Source organism: Streptomyces sp. NPDC057271, assembly GCF_042668715.1.
Lineage (GTDB): Bacteria > Actinomycetota > Actinomycetes > Streptomycetales > Streptomycetaceae > Streptomyces.
The window spans coordinates 1-1,247 of record NZ_JBHUYJ010000258.1 but is presented as its reverse complement, the minus strand read 5'-3'; the positions used below and the strand labels follow the sequence as shown (position 1 = coordinate 1,247).

At 68.5% G+C, this 1,247-nt stretch carries 1 protein-coding gene; it reads right to left on the bottom strand.

The genetic code is table 11. The features are described from left to right. Nucleotides 1-1,247, bottom strand: a 1,247-nt coding sequence (locus ACFUJR_RS39330; protein WP_383451318.1) for a hypothetical protein, incomplete at both ends; no start/stop codon positions are given.

Genomic DNA, 1,247 nt, shown 5'->3' with positions numbered 1-1,247 from the left:
CCAGCCCCCGGGCCTTGTCGATCAACGCCTGCCTGGAACCGTTCACCGGCCGGGAGCCCACCACACCGGCGGCCGTCAGCCACCCCTTGATCCGGTCCACACGACGAGCCCACTCCCCCGACCCGACTACCTTTGTCGTCTCGTAGCGCCGGGCATCGACAGGCCGGCCCGCCGCCTTGTCACGCTGAGCCGACGCGACGATGCCCTGCATCTCCCGGAAGTTGGCGCCCCTGCGCATGTGCCCTCCAGGACCAGCGAGCCCCATCCACTCCAGCACGCCAACTCCGAACCACTCCCTCTCGCCCTGCCTGACCACGCCCTCCATACCGGAGATATCGACCGCACGGCCAAGGGCGAGTTGGGACAGCGCGTAAGTCACCACGTCATCGGCGAACCGGTCGAGCTCGGTGACAGGTCCGGGCGTGACCTCCTGGCCCGGATCCACCGGTCCGGGCGTGACCTCCGTGCCGGCGACGGGCTCCCACGAGACTTCTTCTCCGCTCAGCCAGCCGGCGACCAGGAACTTCTGATGCTCCGTCACCTCGGCCGTCGCGGCCACTGCGAAGACGGACCGTGCGAACCCCTCCACATCGGGCACCTGACCGCGGCGCTGGGCCTGCCGGCCCAGTTCCACCACCTGATTCTTCATCTGATGACGGGCACCGTCCGGCCGAGGATGAAGAAGCATGGCACCGGTGGCCCAGCCCAGAAGCCGCCATGCCCCTGCGGACGGGGACAAGGCACCCACGACGGCGCCCGCTACCTCCGGCAGAGCAAGCGGCTCGCTGGCTTTCAGCTTGCCGGCAACCAGGCCGACCGCCCTCCGCATCTGGTCATAGGTGGCACCCTCACGCATCGGATAGGGCGCGAGCACTCCCGTCGCCTCCAGGACACCGATAACGAAGCGACCCCGGTTCGAAGTAGGGCTAATGCGGAAGCTCCTCAAGAACTCAGTCACTACGTGGGGGACGCCGTTCCTCCGGTCGTGCACCGTCCTGGCCACGATGTAGTCCGCCCACTGCCCCACCGGAGAGCCTTCGGCCACCGCATCCGCCAAAGAGAGGCGCGGGTCCGCGAAGTTCGGCGGAACGGGAACCACCGACTCCGGCACCACGACACTCTCGGACCGCGGCACAGAGACCGGGACCGCCCCCGCCTCCGCCTCCGCCTCCGCAAGCTGATCCAGGTTCAGCTCGCCCGTACCCTCAGGCAACTCCACGTCCGGGACGATGACAACCGGATCCGAC